The organism is Heyndrickxia coagulans 36D1 (genome assembly GCF_000169195.2).
Classification (GTDB): domain Bacteria; phylum Bacillota; class Bacilli; order Bacillales; family Bacillaceae_C; genus Weizmannia; species Weizmannia faecalis.
In genome coordinates this window covers 2,404,912-2,420,639 of sequence record NC_016023.1, presented here as the reverse complement: position 1 = coordinate 2,420,639, position 15,728 = coordinate 2,404,912, and the positions used below count along the sequence as shown (strand labels likewise).

Annotated in this window: 15 protein-coding genes; 1 reads left to right on the top strand and 14 read right to left on the bottom strand. The window is 46.2% G+C overall.

Features of this window, described 5'->3' with window-relative positions:
* Positions 1-20: 20 nt before the first annotated feature.
* The 9 genes from BCOA_RS28590 to fdhF all read right to left on the bottom strand — a co-directional run bounded on the left by BCOA_RS28590 (position 21) and on the right by fdhF (position 9,427).
* Positions 21-1,205: a phosphoglycerate kinase gene (locus BCOA_RS28590; protein WP_014097473.1), complete on the bottom strand. Its 1,185-nt coding sequence runs from the start codon at positions 1,203-1,205 to the stop codon at positions 21-23.
* Between the two features lie 89 nt (positions 1,206-1,294).
* Positions 1,295-2,302 (bottom strand): type I glyceraldehyde-3-phosphate dehydrogenase, encoded by a 1,008-nt coding sequence (gene gap / locus BCOA_RS28585; protein WP_014097472.1) that lies wholly within the window; start codon positions 2,300-2,302, stop codon positions 1,295-1,297.
* A gap of 65 nt (positions 2,303-2,367) precedes the next feature.
* Entirely contained in the window at positions 2,368-3,396 is a 1,029-nt protein-coding gene (locus tag BCOA_RS28580) for a sugar-binding transcriptional regulator (RefSeq protein ID WP_014097471.1), read from the bottom strand.
* Positions 3,397-3,531: 135 nt separating this feature from the next.
* Positions 3,532-3,777: a glutaredoxin family protein gene (locus BCOA_RS28575; protein ID WP_014097470.1), complete on the bottom strand. Its 246-nt coding sequence runs from the start codon at positions 3,775-3,777 to the stop codon at positions 3,532-3,534.
* A gap of 193 nt (positions 3,778-3,970) precedes the next feature.
* On the bottom strand, positions 3,971-5,305 hold the full coding sequence (gene rpoN / locus BCOA_RS28570) for an RNA polymerase factor sigma-54 (RefSeq protein ID WP_014097469.1): 1,335 nt from the start codon (positions 5,303-5,305) through the stop codon (positions 3,971-3,973).
* Positions 5,306-5,504: 199 nt separating this feature from the next.
* Positions 5,505-5,630: a hypothetical protein gene (locus BCOA_RS35610; protein WP_014097468.1), complete on the bottom strand. Its 126-nt coding sequence runs from the start codon at positions 5,628-5,630 to the stop codon at positions 5,505-5,507.
* Positions 5,631-5,644: 14 nt separating this feature from the next.
* Positions 5,645-5,863 carry a heavy-metal-associated domain-containing protein gene (locus BCOA_RS28565; RefSeq protein ID WP_014097467.1) on the bottom strand — a complete coding sequence of 73 codons (219 nt, stop codon included), beginning with the start codon at positions 5,861-5,863 and terminating at the stop codon, positions 5,645-5,647.
* Entirely contained in the window at positions 5,856-6,362 is a 507-nt protein-coding gene (locus BCOA_RS28560) for a DUF1641 domain-containing protein (protein WP_014097466.1), read from the bottom strand. Before BCOA_RS28560 ends, BCOA_RS28565 begins: the two co-directional genes overlap by 8 nt.
* A 71-nt stretch (positions 6,363-6,433) precedes the next feature.
* Complete coding sequence (gene fdhF / locus BCOA_RS28555) at positions 6,434-9,427, bottom strand: formate dehydrogenase subunit alpha (protein WP_014097464.1); 2,994 nt, start codon at positions 9,425-9,427, stop codon at positions 6,434-6,436.
* Positions 9,428-9,556: 129 nt separating this feature from the next.
* Here fdhF and BCOA_RS28550 point away from each other — a divergent pair, with 129 nt between their 5' ends.
* Positions 9,557-9,775, top strand: coding sequence for a PCI domain-containing protein (locus tag BCOA_RS28550; RefSeq protein ID WP_014097463.1), 219 nt, complete (start codon positions 9,557-9,559; stop codon positions 9,773-9,775).
* Between the two features lie 308 nt (positions 9,776-10,083).
* Here the strand turns inward: BCOA_RS28550 and BCOA_RS28545 are convergent, their stop codons facing one another.
* From BCOA_RS28545 to BCOA_RS28515, 5 genes are all read right to left on the bottom strand, one after another.
* Positions 10,084-11,382, bottom strand: a complete 1,299-nt coding sequence (locus tag BCOA_RS28545) for a globin-coupled sensor protein (RefSeq protein ID WP_014097461.1) — start codon at positions 11,380-11,382, stop codon at positions 10,084-10,086.
* 240 nt (positions 11,383-11,622) lie between these two features.
* Positions 11,623-11,856: a hypothetical protein gene (locus BCOA_RS28535; RefSeq protein WP_014097459.1), complete on the bottom strand. Its 234-nt coding sequence runs from the start codon at positions 11,854-11,856 to the stop codon at positions 11,623-11,625.
* Positions 11,857-12,086: 230 nt separating this feature from the next.
* Positions 12,087-12,314: a hypothetical protein gene (locus tag BCOA_RS28525; RefSeq protein ID WP_014097458.1), complete on the bottom strand. Its 228-nt coding sequence runs from the start codon at positions 12,312-12,314 to the stop codon at positions 12,087-12,089.
* Positions 12,311-13,225, bottom strand: a complete 915-nt coding sequence (locus tag BCOA_RS28520) for an Rpn family recombination-promoting nuclease/putative transposase (RefSeq protein ID WP_014097457.1) — start codon at positions 13,223-13,225, stop codon at positions 12,311-12,313. Before BCOA_RS28520 ends, BCOA_RS28525 begins: the two co-directional genes overlap by 4 nt.
* Before the next feature lie 210 nt (positions 13,226-13,435).
* The gene (locus BCOA_RS28515; RefSeq protein ID WP_014097456.1) at positions 13,436-15,532 is read right to left on the bottom strand and encodes a transglycosylase domain-containing protein; all 2,097 of its coding nucleotides are present in this window, start codon (positions 15,530-15,532) and stop codon (positions 13,436-13,438) included.
* Between the last annotated feature and the right edge of the window lie 196 nt (positions 15,533-15,728).

Sequence of the window (15,728 nt, the reverse complement as noted above, 5' to 3'; positions counted from 1 at the left end):
CACTCCCTTTCCTGATAAAATTATTTGTCATTTAAAGCTGCGACGCCAGGAAGTGTTTTTCCTTCCATGAATTCAAGCGATGCGCCGCCGCCTGTTGAAATATGGTCCATTTTCTCTGCCAGATGGAATTTTTCAACAGCTGCCGCAGAGTCGCCGCCGCCGATGATGCTGTAAGTGCCGGTTGCATCCGCGAGCGCTTCTGCAACGCCTTTTGTCCCGTTTGCATAGGCGTCCATTTCGAATACGCCCATCGGTCCGTTCCAAATGACAAGTTTCGATTCTTTGATGACTTTGGCATACAGTTCAACCGTTTTCGGGCCAATATCAAGTGCCTGCCAGTCAGCCGGGATTTCTTCAATCGCTACCTCTTTTTTGTTGGCAGTTTCGGAGAATTCGTCTGCTACGATCGCATCAACCGGCATATAGAAGTTGACGCCTTTTTCTTTCGCCTTTGCCATAAAAGATTTTGCAAGGTCAATTTTGTCTTCTTCAAGCAGCGATTTGCCGATTTCATGGCCTTGTGCTTTGACGAACGTATAAGCAAGGCCGCCGCCGATGATCAGGTTGTCGACTTTATCCAGCAAATTGTCGATGACGCCGATTTTGTCTTTTACTTTTGCGCCGCCGATAATGGCAGTAAAAGGGCGTTCCGGATTGGACAATGCTTTGCCGAGCACATCCAGTTCTTTTTGCATTAAAAAGCCGGATACTGCAGGCAGGTGATGGGCAATCCCTTCTGTTGATGCATGGGCACGGTGGGCAGCGCCGAATGCGTCGTTTACATACAGTTCAGCTAAAGATGCAAATTCCTTTGCCAATTCCGGGTCATTTTTTTCTTCACCCGGATAGAAACGGACGTTTTCAAGTAACAATACGTCACCATTATTCATTTTGCTGATTTCCGCCTTAACCGATTCGCCATAAGCTTCATTTGCTTTTTTGACGTCTTTTCCAAGCAGTTCGCTCAGGCGTTTTGCAACCGGTGTGAGGCGCAACTCTTCCACAACCTGGCCCTTAGGACGGCCGAGGTGGCTGGCAAGAATGACTTTCGCACCGTTTTCCACCAAATATTTGATCGTTGGAAGGGCAGCACGGATTCTTGTATCATCCGTTACATTGCCGTCTTTTAACGGAACATTGAAGTCGACACGGCAGAAAACGCGTTTGCCTTGCAATTCAACATCTTTAATCGATTTTTTGTTCATGGCAAAACGAACCTCCTTTTGTTTTACAGGCATTGAAAAAAGGGAGAGGGGATTCTTCCCCACCCCCCTGCAACGTTTTATCGTTCAAATTAAAGGCCTTTAGAAGCGATGTATTCAACAAGGTCAACAACGCGGTTGGAATAACCGAATTCGTTGTCATACCAAGAAATGACTTTTACCATGTTGCCTTCGATAACCATTGTGGATAATGCATCAATGGTCGAAGAAACAGTTGTATGGTTGTAGTCACGGGATACAAGCGGTTCTTCGCTGTATGCGAGAATGCCTTTCAATTCGCCTTCAGCCGCTTCTTTAAATGCTGCGTTTACTTCTTCAACCGTTACGTTTTTGCCAAGTTCAGCAACAAGGTCAACAACAGAAACGTTTGGAGTCGGAACGCGCATGGCCATACCGTTCAATTTGCCTTTCAGTTCAGGCAATACAAGTGCAACTGCTTTAGCAGCACCGGTTGTAGTCGGGATGATGCTTTGTGCAGCTGCACGTGCACGGCGGTAGTCTTTGTGCGGCAAGTCAAGAATTTGCTGGTCGTTTGTGTAAGAGTGAACAGTTGTCATCATACCACGTTTGATTTCGAATTTTTCTTGCAGCACTTTTGCAAACGGCGCCAGGCAGTTTGTTGTGCAGGATGCGTTCGAAATGACGTTATGGTTTTTAGGATCGTATTTGTCTTCGTTAACACCCATTACGATCGTAATATCTTCGTTTTTCGCAGGAGCGGAAATGACGACTTTCTTTGCGCCTGCTTCAAGGTGTTTTGCAGCCCCTTCACGGTTTGTAAAACGACCTGTTGATTCAACAACAACGTCAACACCGAGGTCGCCCCATCCGAGATTTGCAGGTTCGCGTTCAGCCAAAACTTTTACTTTATGGCCGTCTACAACGATGGAATCACCGTCTACAGTGACTTCTTCTTCCAGGTTGCCATGAACAGAGTCATATTTTAACAAGTGTGCAAGCATTTTTGCGTCTGTCAGGTCATTGATTGCAACGATTTCAACATTAGGATTGCCTAAAGCAGCACGGAATACGTTACGTCCGATACGTCCAAATCCGTTAATACCAACTTTAACTGCCATTTGTGTTTCCTCCTTGAGTCGTAAAGATTTTATATTTCAAAAGGGTTATCCCTTTTAAAAACAGGTTAGCGCCAAGCGAGAATTTGTTTTGCTGCCCCTTCGTCCGTAATCAGAACAGTGGATTCCGGTTTCGTGTTCATGTAGGCTTTAATGGCCTTTGCCTTGGATGCCCCGCCGGCAACCGCAAAAACATGGCGGATCCGGTGCAAATCCTCGAGTTGCAGGCCGATCGTCCGGACCTTGTGAACAATTTCACCCTGTTCGTTAAAATAGTACCCGAACGCTTCGCCGACTGCATGCCCACGGATGATTTTCTCCATCTCTTCTTTTCCGGTCTTGCGGCGTTCTGCCATTGTCATGGCTTCGCCAATGCCGTGCAGCACAATATCCGCTTGTTTAATAAGGGTAAGGACTTCTTTAATGGACGGCTCGTTTACGACCGATTTGTACACTTCCGGGCTGACCTGGTCAGGCACGTATAATACCCTGTGTTTTCCGCCGGTCCTTTCCGCCATTTTTGCGCAGATCGTGTTGGCCTGATTTGCGACATCTTCACCAATTCCGCCTCTGGCCGGCACGAACAGCAGCTGCCTCTTGGCACTGATGTCGGGAGTTAACACATCTGCGACTGCGGCCATCGTCGATCCTCCGGTTACAGCGATTATATTGTTTCCCGTTAAGGCGGCTTTCATTCTTACAGCACAAGCCCTTCCAAGCTCGTTTTTCACCCACGGTTCTTTGTCGCTGTCCCCTTGAACCACGACCACGTCTTCGAGGCCCAAAGCTTGTTTCAGCTTTTCTTCCGTTTCATTTATACCCGATATTTCTCTCATCATGCTTTCCATATTTTGTAACAAGGCAGCACCATCATTTGTCACCGACATGCCCGAGGGTTTTACGTCAATGAGCTTTTGGTTTTTCAAAAAATCCGTTTCGCTCCGGAGAACGCGTTCTGACATGCCAAGCATTTGTGCCAATGTTCTTCTTCCGACCGGTTCCGCAAAAGAAATGGAACGGAGAATCCGGTATCGTTTTTGCATGACAGCGAGGATATCGGGGTATAATTTTTTTTGAACCTCTATCAACGATCGCATAGATAATGTACTCCCTTAAATAATTATGTAGGTCGTGTTGAGTCCCACAGAGACATTTTTTGTCCCACCTGCTTCAAAAAAAATTACCCTCGCTACATGTTTCATTCTAGCAGGATAAATTTTGCATTTCAACTATTATTGCTCATGAATTTCATGTAAGCGCTCCTTTATGGCAAAAAGGTGAATCCGCCCATATCCGAGCAGTTCCCCTTTGTACTCGATAACCGGGATCATAAGGCCGTATTTTTCCGTCCATGCATCGCACGCTTCGATGTCTTTTTCAATCAGCCGGAACGGGATTTCCTTTTGCAGGAGTTGCAGCTGTTCTTTTGCTTCCGCACAAAGCGGGCATTGTTTTCTTGTATATAGCACCAGTTCCATTTTAAAATCCTCCCCCTTTCCGGCCATTCGTGGCAGGCACATGGGCTGTGCTCCCGACCCGATATACCCAAATGCCTGATCCGTTATTTATTTATTTCAAAGTGTGTGCGAAATTTGCCCGTTCCCGTCCGATTCGTCCTTTTTTGCCGGCGGATGAAACGCGAAACTTCCGTTTTGAAAAAATATTCCCGGCTTATTCGTACCTTTTTCTTTTGGAAGATGACGGAATGCCGAGCTGTTCGCGGTATTTCGCCACTGTCCGGCGCGAGATTTCAAACCCTTTTTCATTTAATACGGTCACAATCGCCTGGTCGGAAAGCGGCTTCCGCTTGTCTTCCCCGCTTATAAGTGCTGAAATTTCATTTTTGACCTCGGCGCTTGATGCTGCTTCTTCCCCGCCGGCAGAACGAACCGGCAAGGCGGTCGTGAAAAATGTTTTTAATGGGAAAGTCCCGAATGGCGTTTCCATATACTTTTCTCTCACTGCACGGCTCACCGTCGACTCGTGCATCCCGATGTCATCCGAAATTTCTTTCATCGTAAGCGGCTTCAAATGCCCTTTTCCATATAAAAAGAAATCCCGCTGTTTTTCAAGCAGTGCTGCGCCGACTTTTAGCAGCGTTTTTTTCCGGCTTTCGATGCTTTTTCGGATCCAGTAATATTCCTGCGTTTTTTCTTTTAAATAACGGGTGACGCCGGCATCTCCGGCCGGGTTCATGCTTGCATAACTTTCATTCAAACGGAGTTTTGGAACCTGGTTTTCTACAAGATACAATTCGAGCTTTCCCGCATGATTTTTGACCAAAAGATCGGGAACGATGTATTGCGGCCGATCTGCCATAAAACCGGATCCAGGACGCGGGTTTAACGTCTGCACATAATCAGATACCCGCTGGATTTCCTGCAGGGATATATCAAGTTTTTTCGCAATGCCTCTCCATTTTTTTTCGGCAAAATCGAGAAAATGGCGGCTGATCAATTCTTCCGCATGCCCGGGCGCATCCGGATCCCTTTTTATCTGGATCAGTAGACATTCCTGAAGCGATCTTGCGCCGATTCCGGCCGGATCCAGCGACTGGAGAATGCCAAGTGCTTTTTCGGCGTCTTCTTCGGAAATGGCAGCCATTTTTGCCGCTTCCTGAACCGAGATGGCAAGGTAGCCGTTTGCATCCAGATGGCGCGCATAAAGTTGGACCGCTTTCAAAATCTTGTTTGATAACGCTTTCATATCCAATTGGCTGATCAAAAAGTCTGGAAGTGTTTCCGTCTGTGCAGGAATTTGTTCAATCCAGTTTTTGTCCTGGCTTTTTTTCTGCCCCTTTACACGGCTCAGCCCGGAAAAACGGGAATCGACCAGTTTAATATTGGCGCTGGACAGTTCGATGAGAGGATTTTCCGCAGCTTTTTCTTCCAAAAAAGATGCGAGCTCCTGGGATGAGAACTGAAGAACCTCGATTGCTTGTTTTAATTCCTGGGTCATTGCCAGTTTCATTGACTGCTTTTGCCACAATCCGACTTGAAGATCCATAACATTCCCCCCTTGGCAATGATAAAAGGCTTCTCTTGCTATTGTCTTTTATTTTACAACATTTTTGTGTTTTAGTATATGCAATGGCAAGAAGTCCCATGCTTCCGGGGATATGGGCAGCCGGCAAACGCAGACGCCATTTTTTTTGCCGGAAAATTTGCGCACATAAATGGCGTTGCGGTGCCGCAACGCCATTTGCTTAATTTTCTTCTTCAAAATCGAATTTCCGGTCGGTCCGGCAGTTTTCACAGACATAAAGCACTCTTCTTGATTCCGCTTCGTTTTCTTCCGGTGTTTGGGAACCGCAGATTTCGCATACTTTCAAGTGCCTTCCTCCTTTTATGGTTCCATCATTTCAGCACGGTAACCCTGCTCCGTCACGGCTTGCATCATATCGTGGCAGGATGCCGATTGGTCATTATAGGTAAAAGTCGCTTCTTTTCTTGCCAAACTGATTTCAATATCGCGGACGCCCCAGACTTCATTCAGGGCGCGGCGGACTTTGGCGGCATCTTCTTCATTCACCATATCACTTACTTTCAACATCCCTTTAGCCAATGTCCGTTCCTCCTTCAGGAAGCGAATGGTTTTGCTCCATGGCTTCCCCCATCCCCGCCAAAATGCTTGTCATCATGGCAAGCGACCGCTTCACTTCCGGGGAGCGCATGCTTTTTCCGAGCTTCCACAGACTCTCCTGGCCCCCGGATTGGGCTGCTTTTTCAAACCCGCTCGTGATGCCTGACAAGATCGTTTGCAGTTGTTCCGGATCGATGGCGCCTAAAAATTTAAATACGTTCATCCCGTTTTTGACGACATGGTACATGGTGGGCTGGTTTAGTTGCCCTAAGGCAATTTCGGCAACGTCAACGCGGTTTTGGAGCAAACCTTCCATCGCATTAAGCACGCCCATGCCATCCAGCTGTTTGATGATCTCTAACAGTTTAATCAGTGATTCCCCGTTTTCGGCGGCTGCCTTTACAACCGCCGACAGAGAGGCTGCCTGCCATTCTTCCGGGGCCGGATCCACTTGTTTAATTTGCCTGATCGCCTTCGCCATATGCTTTCCCTCCCGGCTTTATTAATTTCACGGCCGGAACAGAGCCTTCCCGTCCGCGGATTTCTTTCTCATTACCGGCCCGTCCCGTTTGCCTGATCACCTTCGCCATATGCTTTTCCTCCCGGTGAAAATAATGCCGTGATCGGGATAAAGTCATCCCGCTTCCATTTTTCTTCCACTCTTACACTGATTTGCGGAATCCGATTGCCATAACGGTGGTTCACCTTTGGCAGCGGCGGTTTTCCTTTTTCCTCTAAAATCTCCATTTTTACGCCCATTTCTTTATAGTTCGGGGTATGGGTCACCCTGTCATGATAGCTGCTCGTCAGCCGGTTCACCATTTCATCCTCTTTCCGGGCGTTCATCGTTAAGTACAATTCTTTTCCTTGTACCCGCCCGGTCACAACGGCCCGTACTTTCACCTTTCCGTAAGGCGATGTCAGCCGTACAAGCGCCCCGTCTTTTATCCCCCGTTCACTTGCTGCCTCCGGTGAAATCTCAAGCCACGGCTCCGGCACTTTGTGATGGATGCCCGGAGAACGGTCCGTCAAATTCCCTTCATGGAACTGTTCCAGCAAGCGGCCGTTGTTAAGATGGTAATCAAATCCCTCCCCGGCTGAAAAAGGCGGTTCCCAGTCAACCGGTACCAGTCGGGCTTTACCGTCCGGAAAGGCAAAACGGTCTTGATATAGAAGCGGTGTGCTCGTACCGTCTTTTTTAACCGGCCATATTTGGCTGTTAAACCCTTCCAGTCTCTCGTAGCTGATGCCTGCAAAGTACTTTGCTAGGCTTGCCGCTTCTGCCATGATTTCGCCGGGGTGCTGGTAATGCCACTGGGCTCCCATTTTGTTCGCGAGCTCCTGAAAGATGACCCAATCCGGCTTCGATTCACCCATCGGTTCAAATACCTGGTAAAAGCGCTGGATGCGCCGTTCCGTATTTGTAAACGTCCCTTCTTTCTCAAGGCTCGGCGCAGCCGGCAGGATCACATCGGCAAATTGGGCCGTTTTGCTGAAAAACACATCCTGTACAACAAAAAAGTCGAGCTTTTCCAGATGTTCTTCCACAAAATTAATATTGGAATCAACGATCGCCATTTCTTCACCGAACAGGTAGAGGCCCCGGAGCTTGCCGCTTTTTATCCCGCCGATCATTTGATGATTGTCAAGCCCCGGGTTTTCCGGAAGTTTGACCCCCCAAGCCTTTTCGTACCGTTCCCTCACTTCATTATCTTCTACTGGTTCGTAGCCCGGGAACCAAGCGGGCATCGTTCCAAAATCACAGGCGCCTTGCACATTGTTGTGCCCTCTGAGCGGATATGCCCCCGTCCCAGGGCGGCCGTAATTACCGGTAACCAATAACAAGTTGGAAATGGCCGTGCTTGCATCCGTCCCGCATGTGTGCTGGGTGATGCCCATCGCCCAAAGAATGCATACGGATTTGGCTTCATGGATCATCGTTGCCATTTTGATTAAGTTCTCTTTCGAAATGCCGGTTTTCTCCTCGGCAAACGCCAGCGTGTATTTTTCCAGTGAAGCTCTGAACTTGTCTAGCCCTTTGACCCTGGCTTCAAGAAATGCTTTGTCTTCCCAGCCCTGATCGAGAATGTATTTTGTCACGGCGTTAAGCCAAATCAAATCTGTGCTTGGCTTCGAATGAATAAATAAATTGGCGCGGCTGGCCAGTTCGTTTTCCCTTAAATCGACGACCATAAGCTTTTGTCCATGCAATTTGTGCGCCCGTTTAATGCGTGTCGCAAGGACAGGATGGGATTCGGCCGGGTTCGCCCCCACCGTAACCACCAAATCCGCCTGCTGGATATCCCGGATGGTGCCGGAGTCCCCGCCAATACCAACGGTCCGCAAAAGCCCTGACGTTGCCGGCGACTGGCAGTAACGCGAGCAATTATCCAGATTATTTGTACCGATGATCGCGCGGGCGAATTTTTGAAAGAGATAGTTTTCTTCATTCGAACATTTAGATGAAGCAATAAAGCCAAGCGCGTCCGGCCCGTGCTGTTTTTTTATTTCCTGCAATTTGCTTGCGATCAGATTCAGGGCTTCATCCCAGCTTGCTTCAACAAATTCTTCCCCTTTGCGGATCAACGGCTTTGTTAAACGTTCTTCGCTGTTGACGAAGTCCCACCCGAACTTTCCTTTGACACATGTCGAGATGCCGTTTACTGGCGCATGTTCCTGCGGCTCGACTTTTAAAATGTGGCGCCCTTTTGTCCAAATTTCAAAACTGCAGCCGACACCGCAATAGGTGCAAACGGTTTTCGTTCTTTTGATTCTCGATTTTCGCATTGCCGCTTCCATTTCGGATATTGCAAAAATCTCTTTATATCCCGGTTCGACTTCTTTAGTGAGATCGATCATCGGCTCCAGCACTTTTTGCGGAATGCCGGTTAAATACCCTGCTTCCCCGAGCATGGACTTTTCCATAAGCGCATTGCACGGGCAGACCGTGACGCAATGGCCGCAAGATACACAAGAGGACTCATCGATGGGAACATCATTGTCCCAGATCACTCTTGGCACTTCCCGGTCCCAGTCAATCGTCAATGTTTCATTGACTTGCAAATCCTGGCAGGCCTCAACACATCTTCCGCAAAGAATGCACTGGTCCGGTTCATAGCGGTAAAAAGGATGGGATTGGTCCGGCGGGTAGGGTTTAGCTTCAAACTGGTATTTTTGATGCTCGATTTCAAGATGCTCGGCCGTGTTATGGACAACACAATTGCCATTATTGTTGTCACACACGGTGCAATAAAGCTCGTGGTTTTTCAGAATCCGTGACATTGCTTCATATTGGGCATCTTTTACAGGTTTGGAACCGGACTCCACTTCCATTCCCGGCTCTACCTTGGTTGCACATGCCCGCACCAGATTCCCGTTTACGTTCACAAAACAGGTATCACAAGTTTGAATCGATCCGAGATTCGGATGGTAACAGATCGCGGGGATGTACATATCGTGGGCGTTGGCCACTTCCAAAATCGTTTGCCCTTTACGCGCCGCCAGTTCTTGCCCGTTTATTCGAATCGAAAAGGTTGCTTCTTCCATCATCGGTCCCCCAATCATGCCTTTTTTATTAGGATTGCCAATTGACTTTCTTCTATAACTGATTTGGGATTGTTTCTTTACCATTTTGCGTATAATAAAAGTAGATTTTTTTAAAAAGGGGATCAAACCATGGAACAAGCGGAATTGTTTGAACGAATCAAAAACATGATTATCTCATCCACAAAAGAACCGAAATATACTGCACTGTCTACTGTCAAGCTTGCCGATCTATTTGACACGGACCCTCGTGAAATAGAGAGGGTCATCGGGGAATTGGTTGAAAAAGGAAAACTGAAGAAATCCAAACTTGAGGAACCGCCGCACGCGGAAATCTATTCCTTGCCTTGACTTGTCCCGCTCCCTGCATCCGGCAAAGCGGTTTCGAAAAAATGAAAAAACATGGGTGTAAGCTTGCATAAGCCGGCTTTGGATGCTACCTTTAAGAAAGGGAAAGCTGCAAACGGTTTAAATGGCCGGAGCATTTTGTGTGGGGGAGGGGAATCTATGAACGGGTTTATGAAAAAACAATATTTACCTATGATAATCGTTGCCATCGCCTTGGGCATTATGATGGCCCCATTTGTTTTAAACTTGATTGCCTATCTTGCTTTGCGATAAATTTTATTGGTAGTTTCTGTTAAAAAAGCGGGAATTTTTCAGATTCCCGCTGCATTGTGGAGTTTTTCAGCCGCGGCCGCGACCCCGGCGCTGGCTGTTTCAATTTCTTTTACAGTATTGACGAGTTCTGCTATATGGCCTTGGACGGTTAAAGCAGTTTGTTTGCTTTGTTTGACCGTGGCGGTAATTTGCTGGAACGATTGCCCTGCCTCTTCCGCGCTGCCCAATCCGGAGTGAATGGCGCTGTCAACTTGGATTAAAGAATTTTTAACATCCAAATTGTATTGCCCTGAGGCGGATAACATCGATTGGATCTGCCCTGCCAGCTTTTTCGTCTCCTCTGATAACTTCCGGATTTCTTGAGAGACAATCGAAAATCCTCTACCATACTCTCCGGCCCGTGCTGCCTCGATGGCTGAGTTTAACGCGAGCAGGTTGGTCTGGTCAGCGATCTCTTTCACAGACAGCACCACATCTTCAATCTGGCGGGAAGAGTCGCTCAGATTCTCGATCGTTTCCATCATTTCTTTTGTACGGGTGGCAATCATTTTGACATCGCGGATCAGGATGCCCAGCTTTTTTTGCCCCTCTGCTGCCGATGACTCGGCATAGCTTGCTTCCCGGCTGCTCTCAATAGCCATTTCATCCGTTTTTTGCAGATTGAAACCTAAAGATTCTACCGAAGCTTGGATTTCCTCTGCCAGCGCAACCAAACCTTCACTGATTTGTACCATTTGTTCTTTCAAATCGTGCTGCCCGTTTTGATACTGCTCATTCAGTCTCCTGATCGTCTCATTTTCGTAAGCTTCAAGAACGATTTGTTGTTCAAAACTCAATATTTTGCTGATGGCAGCCGAGATGATCCGGACTTCTTCTTTCCTGCCGATTTCTTGAAAAAGGATATCGTTCAAGACATTTTGAATATTTTGGAAAGAACCGATATACCAGCCGTGTTCAAGGCCGATCCGGTAATGCGTGCTTGCAATCTGCAAGCGTTTTTCGACAAAATTTTTGTTGATGTTGCCTTGAAACATTTCAATAAGATGGACCCTTAACGTTTTTTGGAGCCGCTCAACCGTACTGTGTTTTTCAATGATATCCCTCAGCTCCTGCACTTGCAAAATCGCATCATAAAAGGCCTTGACAATTTTGTCAATATATTTTTGTACAAGGGGTTGTGCACTTTTTATGATTTTTAAATCTTCTTCTGTCAGGTGAATCAATTTCAATCGTTCCGGAATGCCAGGTTGATCGAGATCGATGGAAACCTCCATTTTTTCTGCATTTTCCAATACGCTGCTGTGTTTATCTGATTTCAACTTATAATACAGACCCATTCTGCCTTCCCTCCTATCGATGCCAGTCAAAAATGAACATCAGATACGCCCCACCTATGTCTTTAGACCTATTATACAATAATTTTTCCTTATTTCTATCTTTTCAATAAAAGAATCGTTCCCCTTTTTCTGTTGAAGCATTGTATGAGTGAGCGGGGTGAGGAGAAATGGCACAAGTTCTGAAAGGGAGGGGCTTATGTATAAGCCCCTCCCTGTTTTTTCGGTGATGGTGAAAAGCATTTACGGCTCCTGCCCTTCTACCTGCCTTTTGATTTTCATGATCTCATCTTCACTCAAGCCGGATGCTTGGGCAATGAGTTTCACATCCACTTGATTTTTTAACAAATTGACAATAAATCTTCTTAACCTTTCTTCACCTTCTTCTTTCCCCTTCTTATACCCGCGGTCAAAGTAAGAATTCGGCAAGTCTAAGAAAACTTCTTTTCCATCCACACCGGGAAATTTGACTTCCATCTTATGAATACTCCAGTCGCTGTTTTATTTTTTCCACTTCTGTCTGGCTTAGGCCGGTCATCTCAACTATCAATTGTGGGTCCAGGCCATTCTTAAGCATCCTAACCACAATTGTTTGTAATAATTCCTTTCTCCCCTTTTCTACTCCTTCTTCTAATCCTTTTTATACCCGCGTTCAAAATAGGAGTTCGGCAATTTTAATACTTGCTCTGCTTCGTCATAGCTCAGGTTCAAGGCTTTTCCCCTTCTATCTGCCTTTTGATTTTCATGATCTCGTCTTCACTCAAGCCGGTTACTTCTGCAATGAGCTTCAAATCTAATTGCTTTTTTAACAAATTAGAAATAAATCTTTTTCTTAATCTTTCTTCACCTTCTTCCAATCCTTTCTTATACCCGCGGTCAAAATAGGAATTCGGCAATTTCAATACTTGCTCTGCTTCGTCATAACTCGGGTTCAAGGCTTTTCCCCTTCTATCTGCCTTTTGATTTTCATGATCTCGTCTTCACTCAAGCCAGATGCCTGGGCAATGACCTTCACATCCACTTGATTTTTTAACAAGTTGACAATAAATCTTCTTAATCTTTCTTCACCTTCTTCTCTTCCTTCCTCTTTCCCCTTCTTATACCCGCGATCAAAGTAAGAATTCGGCAATTTCAATACTTGCTCCGCCTCGTCCGGGTCCAGCATTTTAATGTTTTCCATTACTTCCGCCTCCTCTTTTTCGTTCAATTTTAAATAATAATCAAAGAAACCGTATAGCAGCCTCATTTTTGCAGGGTCGAGTTCCATCCGGGCCAGCATCCGCAGAAACTCCAGTTTGACCTGCACCCGTTCTTTTTCTGTATACCCCATTTTGCTTAATAATGCCGCGGCAACAGGGTTGTTGCTCCGGATATAATTTCTCCAATTTTGCTTCATCAGATGAATGGATAAATAGTGAAAACGAAGAATTTCAATGTTGTGGAACGCAAAGGTGTATGTATCAGGGGTTTCTGTTTTCTCCTCATAACTGAAGACGGCAATCGGCAATACCGGTTTCCGGTGCCGGAGACTGATCATCATGTAGTAACGAAACATGCGTTCAGGAAAAGGTTTCTCGTAATACGACTGCGGCTCTACATGGATGAGAATCACGGTGTCTTTCCCTTTTACCTTCGTTTCAGCAAGGATGTCAACCCGTTTCTGCTCACCGCCCGGAAAATCCGTAAACTGTTCCTGCGACAAAAACCGCACCCGACGGTAGTCGAGATCCGCTGAAAGATCCGGGAAAAACGCCTCCATAAACTCCTGAAAAAAGTTTTGGATCAGCTCCTTAAACAAACGATCATGCACGTGATAACCGGCATGTTTTTCCATTACCAATTCCAATGGCAGCACTCCTTTTCTTATTTTTCAGTTTTATTTTATAGGGCAAAAGTCCTTTTTTCAAGTACTTTTCACTCTCGCAAGCTGCCGAGTTTAACGGCAAACAGGGGAAAAACATGCAGTCCCCGCAATCCTTTTTAAAAGCAATCAATCATTAAAGCCGAAATGTCTCACCTTGATGGAAGACATTTCGGCTTTATAAATGTGTACTGTTTATTGACCAAGAATCCCTTTCAGCTGCTTTTTAATCTTATCTGTCGCACCTTTCCAAAATCCTTGGTTATCCTCAATTTTTTTCTGCAATTTATCGGCTTGTTCTTTTATCGCTTCATCGATGTTTTGCAGTTTTTCTTTTAACGGGTTACCGTTTTCCTTCTGGTCATTGATGGATTCCACCCCGAAGTCACCCGGTTTTGTATATTTCAGTGTGGCATTCATCACACCATTGAAAACCGGCACAATGCCCTGTTCACTCAGACCGTATAAATAATGGTTCCGGTCTGTCTGGTCATATCCCATCCAGACCACCCCGACAAGATTTGGCGTATAGCCCGCAAACCATTGATCCATTGTACCGTCGACCCCGCTGAACGGCAATTGGGTGGAGCCTGTTTTTCCGGCAATTTTATAGCCGGGGACCGCTACCCCTTTGCCGGTTCCGGATTCCACAACGTTCAGCAGCATAGATGTCATTTCCTGGGAAACTTTTTTCGATATGACCCTTTCCTGCTTGTCTTTATGCTCTGCCAAAACTTTTCCGGTCGGGCTCACGATTTTTGTAATGATGTGCGCTTCGGAACGTTTTCCGTTGTTTGGAAACGTGGTGTAGGCCTCTGCAATGTCTTCGGGGGAAACGCCGTTTTGAATATTCCCGAGCGCAATGCCGAGCTGCTTATCCTTCTTTGTGACCGGGATGCCGAATTTTTTCGCCGACTCGTACCCTTTTTCCACCCCGATTTTATTCAACAGCCAGACAGCAGGAAGATTAAGCGATTTTTCGACCGCCATGTACATCGGCACTTTACCGAGATATTGGTTGTTATAGTTTTTCGGCGCATAACCGCCTTTAAACGTCATTTCTTTATCTTCTAGCATCGAGTCGGGGCTGTACCCTTCTTCAAGCGCCGGCGTATAAACGGTAATCGGCTTCATGATCGATCCGGGTTGCCGTTTCAGCTGCGTTGCCCTGTTGAAGCCGCGGAATACTTTTTCTCCCCTTCCTCCGACAAGCCCGCGGACGCCGCCGGTTGACGGATCTACAAGTATTGCGCCGCTTTGGATGATCTGACCGGATGTGCCGGAAGGAAAGAGTGATGATTTCTGGTAAACATTTTCCAATGCTTTTTGAATATTTTGATCCATGGCGGTATAAATTTTATACCCTCTTGTTAAGATCTCTTCCTGTGTCAGTCCATACTGATCGATTGCCTCGTCCAGCACCGCATCGACGTAATACGGGTATTTGCCTGTCAGTGCATCTGTTTTTTTATCTTTTAGCACAAGCTTTTCGCTTTTTGCCTGTTTATACTCGGATTGCGTGATCATCCCGTACTCTTTCATGGCGAAAAGCACGACATTACGGCGGTGAATGGCGCGTTTATAATGACGGTACGGGTCGAGTGCATTCGGTGAATTAACAAGGCCCGCCAAAGTTGCCGATTCGGATAAGTCCAGATCTTCCACGTCTTTTCCAAAATATTTATTGGCCGCTTTTTCAACACCCCAGGCGCCTTCCCCGAAATAGACCTGGTTTAAATACATCTCCAAAATTTCTTTTTTTGTGTAATGCTTCTCAATTTCAATCGCCAAAAAAAGCTCCTGAATTTTCCTTTTTAATGTCCGTTCCGGGGAAAGCAGCGCATTTTTCGTTAACTGCTGGGTAATGGTGCTTCCCCCGGCAGCCGCCCCTCCGATCCGGATATCTTTTAAAAGCGCGCTCAAGGTACCGATGATATCAAACCCATGGTGTTTGTAGAAACGGTGGTCTTCGATGGCTACCACCGCATTTTGCAGGTCTCCCGGCATTTTTTTAATCGATACGCCTTCCGAGCGGTTTGCCGAAATTCTGCTTGCTGTGTCCCCGTCTTTGTCATAAATAACGGTCGTCTGTTCCAGCCCTTTTTTTAACTGCCCGACATTCGCGCTTTTTGCATAATAAGCAAAAAAAGCTAAAAAGCCAAGCAATGAAAGAGAAGCTGCCAGAATGATGATTTGAGTCATATGGGCTCTTTTCCAAATTTTTTTGAACCCGTCCCAAAACACCCGGAAATAAGGTTTGATTTTATCTATATAAGGTTTGAATTTGTTCATATCTGTTGATGTCCTCATCTTTCCCCAATCTGTGAACCTTCTATCTCAAACACCATGCTGATTTGCCCTTTAGCAAAAGGATATTATGAATGGCCGGAAAAATCAATGACAACTATAGAAAATACAGTGCTTTAAAACCGTAAAAATGCACTGAAACCGTTTTTTTCCTTCTGGTTCCGGGTAAAGAAAAGAGGGT